A 7,613-nucleotide genomic window follows, 5' to 3' on the forward strand; every position below is an offset into this window, starting at 1 on the left:
GGCCCCTTAAGGGACCGGCCCGCCGTCGAGCGTTAATCGCCTTAGAGGGTGGCGGTGTCAATCACGAAGCGGTAGCGCACGTCCGAGGCGAGGACGCGCTCGTAGGCTTCGTTGATCTTGCCGGCCGGGATGACCTCGATCTCGGCGCCGATGCCGTGCTCGGCACAGAAGTCGAGCATCTCCTGGGTTTCGCGGATGCCGCCAATGGCCGAGCCGGCAAAGGAGCGGCGTCCGCCGATGAGGGCAAACGCGTTGACCGGGAGCGGCTCGGCCGGGGCACCGACGTTGACCAGGGTGCCGTCGAGGGAGAGCAGCTGCAGGTAGGAGCTGATGTCGATCGAGGCGCTGACCGTGTTGATGATCAGGTCGAAGCTGCCGGCGAGGGTTTCGAACGTCCCGGCGTCGCTGGTGGCGTAGTAGTGGTCGGCGCCCAGGCGCAGTCCGTCTTCCTGTTTCTTCAGGGACTGGGACAGGACGGTGACCTCGGCGCCCATGGCGTGGGCGAGCTTGACGGCCATGTGTCCGAGCCCGCCGAAGCCGACGACGGCTACCTTCTTGCCGGGGCCGGCACCCCAGTGGCGCAGCGGGGAGTACGTGGTGATGCCGGCGCACAGCAGGGGAGCCGCGACGTCGAGCTCGATGCCCTCCGGGATGGTGACGACGAAGTCCTCGACCACCACCACGTGGGTGGAGTAGCCGCCCTGGGTGATGGTGCCGTCGCGGTCGACGGCTCCGTAGGTGCCCACATTGCCCTTGAGGCAGTACTGCTCCTCGCCGGCCAGGCAGTTGGCGCACTCCTGGCAGGAGTTGACCATGCAGCCGACGCCCACCCGGTCACCAACCTTGTGCCGGGTGACCTCGGATCCCACCTCGGTGACGATGCCGGCGATCTCATGGCCGGGTGCGAGCGGGTACTGCTGCGGGCCCCAGTCGCCGCGGACGGTGTGGATGTCGGAGTGGCAGATGCCGGCGTACTTGATGTCGATGAGGACGTCGCGCGGGCCGACGTCGCGGCGTTCGATGGTGGTGGGGATGAGGTCCTCGGAAGCGGAGGGCGCGGCGTATGCGTTGACGGTAGGCATGGTTCTCCTATGTGTCGGTGTGGGTGGAACGGGCCGCAGATGAAAAGGGATCGGCCGTCTCTTCCATCTACTAAACCCCATCGCCGAGGCGTGAGGCAGGCCCTGCTGGTAGGGGTAACCACAGGGCCCCCAAGTCTCTTCCCTGTTGCGCACGGCAATTTCCGGCCGGTGGGCAGCGGGGGACTTGTTGATACCTACTCTATGAGCCCCGCCGTCAAACGTGGGAGTCCCTGTCAGGGCCTGTCAGAGGCCGGACGGTCGCTTTTACTGTGGGAGTAGGCTTTGCGGACCCGGCGGCTGCCGGGGAATGGAGTACCTGGAGTGGCGAGAATATTTATCACCGGTTCTGCCGGCGGACTGGGGCTGAATGCCGCCAGGGCGCTTATGCAGCAGGGCCATGACGTGGTGCTGCACGCGCGGAATACGTCGCGTTTGGCGGACGCCGGCGCGGTCCGGGAGCAGGCGGTGGGGACCGTCGTCGGGGATCTGGCCGACCTCGCCGAGACGGTGCGTGTGGCGGAACAGGCAGGCGAGTACGGCCCGTTCGATGCCGTCATCCATAACGCCGGGGTGTACAGCGGCAATGGGATCTTTTCGGTGAACACCGTTGCGCCGTACGTGCTGACCGCGCTCATGGCCCGGCCCCGCCGCGTCGTGTACATCAGCAGCGGCATGCACCGGTCCGGTACGCCCGACCTCGAGGGCATCGATTGGACGAACGCGGGCAGGCGGCCGGCGGCCTACTCGGACAGCAAGCTGTACGTCACGGCGCTCTCGGCCGCGGTGGCCGGCCGCTGGCCGGACGTTGAAAGCAATGCGGTGGATCCGGGCTGGGTGCCCACGCGCATGGGCGGACGCAGCGCGCCCGATGACCTGGAGTTGGGGCATGTCACGCAGGTATGGCTGGCCACCCGCGATTCTGCCGACTCTGCCGATTCTGCCGGCGGCCGCGTGTCCGGAGGGTATTGGTTCCACCAGCAGCGCCGCGAGCCCCATCCGGCCGTGAAGGACGCGGCGTTCCAGGCGGAACTGCTCGAGGCGCTGGAACGGCACACGGGCGTCGCGCTTCCGTAGCCCCCGGGCCCAACTAAGTAGCAGATCAGGGCCTTCTCGGCGCTGGGAACGCCCTGATCTGCTACTCAGTGGGGTCAGCGGCGGGTGAGGAGGCCCCGCACCAGGGTGAGGCTTTGGCCCAGGTTGATCGAGGGCAGGTACGCCCGGGTGATGGCGTTGGCGATCGCCGGCAGGGCTGCCGCGTCCGGATAGAGCAGGTACATGGGTTCGTAGTCCGGTTTGAATTTGGCCTTGAACGCCAGCAGGGACCGGAACCCGTACACCGGCTCCAATGCTGCCCCCAGCCAGTCGAGCATCCGGTCCAGCCCGCCGTCCGCATCGGCACCGCCGCCGTAGGTTCCAGCCGACGCCCCGCCCGCAACAGAGGCGACAGGCACCCGCGCCAGCGGTGCCCCGGACAGGCTCATGAACTCGCACCCCTCGTCCTGCAGGCTCAGCGCGGCCGACGCGATAAGGAAGTCGATGCTCGCCCGGAACCCGTCGCCGCGCCGCCGCATGAAGTCGAGCGTCCAGCCCACCACGTATCCGTTCCGGTACACCGGCAGCCACGAGGCCACGGCATGCACGGTGTGGTCGGCGTCGATCGCCAGCAGGCAGCGGACCTCGGGGTCGTCCAGCTCATCCAGGCTGCCCAGCGTGAAGCCCATCTCGGGGACCTTCTTGTCCGCCACCCACTCCTCGGAGATCGCTTCGATCTGGGCCTGCACGGCGATCGGCGCGCGGGCAAATGTGGTCCACTCGGCACGGATTCCCTCCTTGGCTGCCCGGTTCAGCGCGGTGCGGATGTCCTGGAACTTCTTGCCCCGGAAGGACACCTCGTCCAGCCGCAGCACGGTTTCCTGCGCCACCTGCACCGAACCCCAGCCCAGCGAAAGGGCCAGTCCCCGCAGCGACTCGGACACGAAGTAGAAGCACGGCGTCCACCCGCTGAACCTGCAGTGCCGGGCGAACTCCGTGAACGCCGCTTCCCGGTCGGCCCGCGGCCCCACGGGCGGCCCGAGCACCACGGCCACGCCGCTGCGCACGCGGTACGCGATGAAGCTCGAGTCAGAGAACCAGTAGCTGTTCCCGCTCCAGGTGGTCATCCAGGAGAGCGAGCCGCCGCCGTGCGACTTGAGGATGCGCCGCGCCCGCTCTTCGTCCGCGCTGTGCCGGCCGTGGGCCGGGCGCAGGAACGTCCGGAGCAGCAGGGCTCCGGTCCACGCCCAGAACACGACGCCGATGCTTTCGTAAAGCACGACGGCGGCAGTGCTTTCGGGGAAGAACGCCGGTGAGCGGTCCACCAGGAAGCCGAGGGGAAGGAACCGGTCCGGAACGTCGGCCAGAAGCTGAAGCGGTCCGGGCGCGGGGGTGAATCCGACGGCCAGAAGGAGGCCCAGGCCCACATACACGACGCTCAGCCCCACCAGGGCAATCACCACCCGGCGCGCCAGCCGCAGATACGTTCCGCGGGGAGCCCGCACCGGGAACAGGTTCCGGCCGGCCAGCAGAAGCACGGTCAGGAAGACCGGCAGCAGCATCGGCAGCACCAGGCTGAGCGGATGCGAATAGCCCGACAGCTCGATCCCGCCCACACCCTCGCGGGAAGGCAAACCCGGACCTGGCGGCGGCAGCAGCACACCGGCGATGGTGACGGCGGCCAGCAAGGACAGGGAGGCCTGGATCAGGACCGCGCCCGCCCAGGCGAAGCGCCGCCCGCGCCGGAGGCCGTCCGCGAACAGCAGCAGGAGGAATGACGGCAGGATGGCCATGAAAATGCCGCCGGCACCGGCCCGCAACTGCAGCTGGGCGGCGGCGCAGTCCCTGAGGTCGGCCGGGCGGGAACATGACGCCTGCAGCGCCGCGGGGTCCACCGGTTGGATGTTGGTGAACAGGAACTTGAGCACAGAAAGAGGTCCGACGGCGTGCGGCGCCAGTCCCGCTACCACAGGCCCGATCGCCGCGACCGTCAGGAGCAGCGCCACCAGGATCCGGGCCTCGTGCCGGGAGACGGCGGGCCTGCCGAAGCGCGGCCGGCGGCCCTGCAGTACGGGACCGAGCAGTCCGCCGGCCGCCGCAGCACCGAGACGGACCAGGTCCTCGACGCCGCCGGCATACATCGCAAAGAGCAGCAGCACGGCCAGGATGACCACGCGGATCCGGCGCCGCCACAGTGTGGAAAGGGCCGCGGTCGCGGCCATTGCAGCCGCGCAGGCCAGGGCGCTCGGCCCCAGGAAGAAGTGGCCGCTGAGGTCCCGGATCCAGCTGCCCATCAGGCCGCGGGCTGCGGCAAGGAACCCGAGCGTGGCCACGATTCCCAGCACGTGCCCGGCCAGCCCCGCCGAGGCGAACTTCAGGGATCCAAGACGACGCTCCAGAGGCAGCCCGGCGAGCAGCACCACAAGCGTGCCCACGATGTACCCCGCGAGGTCCCGCTCCCAGAAGGCAGAGAGCAGCAGGGCCCACCAGTGGTCCGGCACCGAGCGCGGCGTGGCGGCGACGTGGGGCAGCAGTGACGGCGTTGGCCCTGAAGCGACGCTGCCGGACACAAAACCCGTGGCCCACAACAGAATCACGAAGGTGAGGGTGGCGGGGGAGCCGCGCAGCACCCGGGCCCACCGCGCGGGTGTTCGGTTGCCGGAGGGTAGACGTCGTCCCTGGTCCGGCTGCCGCATGGGTGAATGGCTCCTTTCAAGGGGCACTTCGATTGTTCCACAGGCCCAACTAACTCGCAGTTGTTGTCGTTTTCAGCCCTCAAAACGACATCTACTGCGAGCCAGTTGGGTGGGCCACCATCTAGCGGGGGAAGAGGCGGCCACGGGGACAAGATTTTCCCAACCCGCCGGGGAGATGGTTGGTCTCGGCAACCAAATGTTGCCTTTGCTGCCCCGGCAAAGAAGAACGTACGACGCCGGCCCGCCCCACCGCGGGTCACGCGCCAGAGCATGTCATCACCTCACGCACCCTCATGAGCGCAGGAACCCCCTTCCTGCATGTCCGCACAGGAACAGTTCTGCACAGGAACAACGGCACCTCCGAAAGGACCAGCCATGAGGACCACCAACATTCGGCCCACCACGCTCCGAAAACTCACCATTCTTTGCGCCGCCGCCGGCCTGATCGCCACCGGCGGCGTCGGCACCGCCCTGGCCAAGGGCGGAACAGCCAAGCCGCCCAAGGGGATCGTCTCCCCGTGGGTGGTGCCCACGCTGCCCAACCCGGCCTTCTCCGTCCCCGCGGCCCAGCTGCACGGCTACGACGACACCGGCCTGGCACACAACGCCACCGTGGACGGCGCGGCCTGCCCCGCCGCGGACCCGGCCGACTTCGGCGGCACCGTCACCATCAACGGGGTCGTCGTCACCATTCCCTGCAACCTCATCGTCCAGATGCCGGCCAACACGCTGAGCTGGGCGGACTTCGTCCACGGCACCGGCGGCAGCGCGCCGCTGGGCACCGACGGACTGGAATTGAGGGCCGTGGGCAACATCGTCGGAACGAAGCACATCGCCGGCATGGCCTTTGTCTCCCAGCAGTCGGCGAACACCGGCCGCGGTGAAATCACCGGGATCGACTACGCCAACGGCGCCCTGAAGATCGCCAACGCGGCCGGCGGCACCGTGACCGTGCAGCTGAACGACCCCAAGATTGCCGGCCTGCACGACAGCACGGGCGCGGACACGGGCCGGTTCAGCAACGGCCAGTCGCCCGACAACCGGTTCAGCGTGGACCAGGACAACCCCACAGTGCACGCAGCCACCGGTTACCCCATGTGCGTGCCCCGCACCGACCCCAGCGTGAAGGATGACCCGCTCTGCCCGCAGAAGAACCGGCCGCTCGCCCCGGGCTGCCGCAACTTCAGCATCGCCGGCGTCGCCCTGCCGGCCAGCGGCGAACTCAGTGCCCCGGCGCCCGGCCAGAAATACTGCTCGCAGTACGTGATGCCGGCCTTCACAGGACTTCCGACGACGGGTCCGGACGCGTCGCAGCAGGCGCCGTTTGAGGTGGGCGACTACGTGGACTACTCCGGCACACTCTTCCACGGCACCGAGGACTACATCTCGGCCCACACCGTGGAGGCCAACCTGGGCATCTACACCCAGCCCGGCTCCCAGCCCAGCTACGTTGCCATCGGGGAGTTCGGCGTCGGCACCGCTGATCCGCTCGCGACGGCGGTCAACGGCGCAGCCCAGGAAACCCAGGACCGGATCTTCCTGGAGGCCGAAACCACTGATGTGAAGACCGCCGTCGACATCTACTACGAGGACCACAACCCGGACGGCTCGGTCCGCAACCGCTGGATCACGCCGTTTGAAATGACCGGCGAGAACGGCGTTCCGCTCAGCGGCCCCACGGGCGGCATCACCACCCAGAACACCGGGGCGCAGCCGCAGCGGGCCCGCCTGCGGGCCACCAAGGCGCCCAACGGGCTGCTCAGCCAGCCGGACCGGACCGTCCGGGTGGGTGTGCGCAGCCTGTGCCTGCCGACGCCGGTGAACGTCGCCACCACCACGATCAACCAGGCGGCGCTGGACAACTGCTTCAAGAATGCGCCCACCCGGGCCAACGGGCTCCAGCCGGGGCAGTACATCGCGCCGGTGTTCGAGTACATCTTCCCGGAGAACGTGATGCCGGGTGACCCGATCGTGCCGAACGACCTCTGGCACCTGCCGTTCCTCGTGAACGGCGAGGGCACCGGCAACACCGCGGCCCTGGTGCCGTCGCCGTGGTGACCGGCCGGCTCCAATGAACCACCAGCCGGTTCTGTGGCGGGGGCTCGCTTCGGCGGTCCTCGCCACTGCCGCGCTCGCGGGATGCAGCGCGGCGCCGTCCGCACAGCATGGGCAGCCGCCCGCAGCGGTCCCGCCGTCGTCCGCTATTAAGGAAAGTACGACGGCGGGTGTGCCGCCCGCCTCGGACGGCGGCCGGCGTCGTGGTTCAGATGGTGACGGCGAAGGGGGAGAGGGCGCCCGCACGTTGCCCGCCCTGCCCGCTGGCTGGCCGGCGGACGTTCCCCTTCCGCCCGGCCAGCGGCAGGGGTCCGGCGGCACCGCCGGGGGACGGACGGTGCTGCTGACGGTCCCGGGCGGTGCGGACCAGGTGTTGGCGTCGGCCGAAGTGTTCTACGAGTCGAACGGATTCACCCGGACCGGCAGCGGGCAGCTGCGGAGGGGGCCGTACTCGATCGCGATGGTGGCCAGGAACCGGGACCACTCGGCGGCGCAGACGGACCTGACCATCTCTTTGGAGATTTTGTCCAGATAATGGCCGCTAAAGGCCCTTGAAGTCGCGACATCTGGACAAAAACTCGGAACCGATGGGGCCGCTGGTTGGGTGGAAGGCCCGGCCCCGGAGCGGTCAGTGCATCACGAGCTGTTCCGGCGCCGCTGCAGGGACCTCCGCCGGCAGTTTGTTGGGGGAGCCGAGGGCGCGGTAGTCCCAGCCGGCGGCGCGGTAGGCGTCGGCGTTGAGTGCGTG

At 68.9% G+C, this 7,613-nt stretch carries 5 protein-coding genes; 3 read left to right on the forward strand and 2 right to left on the reverse strand.

Annotation, left to right across the window (positions count from 1 at the left end; translation table 11 throughout):
* Window positions 1-41 precede the first annotated feature (41 nt).
* Window positions 42-1,082, reverse strand: coding sequence for an NAD(P)-dependent alcohol dehydrogenase (locus ACFQ50_RS24010; protein WP_377998122.1), 1,041 nt, complete (start codon window positions 1,080-1,082; stop codon window positions 42-44).
* Between the two features lie 321 nt (window positions 1,083-1,403).
* Here ACFQ50_RS24010 and ACFQ50_RS24015 point away from each other — a divergent pair, with 321 nt between their 5' ends.
* Window positions 1,404-2,156, forward strand: a complete 753-nt coding sequence (locus ACFQ50_RS24015) for an SDR family NAD(P)-dependent oxidoreductase (RefSeq protein ID WP_377998124.1) — start codon at window positions 1,404-1,406, stop codon at window positions 2,154-2,156.
* Window positions 2,157-2,230: 74 nt separating this feature from the next.
* On the opposite strand, the gene ACFQ50_RS24020 is transcribed toward ACFQ50_RS24015, so the two are convergent.
* Window positions 2,231-4,810, reverse strand: a complete 2,580-nt coding sequence (locus tag ACFQ50_RS24020) for a bifunctional lysylphosphatidylglycerol flippase/synthetase MprF (RefSeq protein WP_377998126.1) — start codon at window positions 4,808-4,810, stop codon at window positions 2,231-2,233.
* 375 nt (window positions 4,811-5,185) lie between these two features.
* On the opposite strand from ACFQ50_RS24020, the gene ACFQ50_RS24025 reads away from it, so the two are divergent.
* Entirely contained in the window at window positions 5,186-6,868 is a 1,683-nt protein-coding gene (locus ACFQ50_RS24025) for a hypothetical protein (protein WP_377998128.1), read from the forward strand.
* 13 nt (window positions 6,869-6,881) lie between these two features.
* Complete coding sequence (locus ACFQ50_RS24030; protein WP_377998130.1) at window positions 6,882-7,400, forward strand: hypothetical protein; 519 nt, start codon at window positions 6,882-6,884, stop codon at window positions 7,398-7,400.
* Window positions 7,401-7,613 lie beyond the last annotated feature (213 nt).

The organism is Arthrobacter sp. NPDC056493, assembly GCF_042795115.1.
GTDB lineage: Bacteria > Actinomycetota > Actinomycetes > Actinomycetales > Micrococcaceae > Arthrobacter.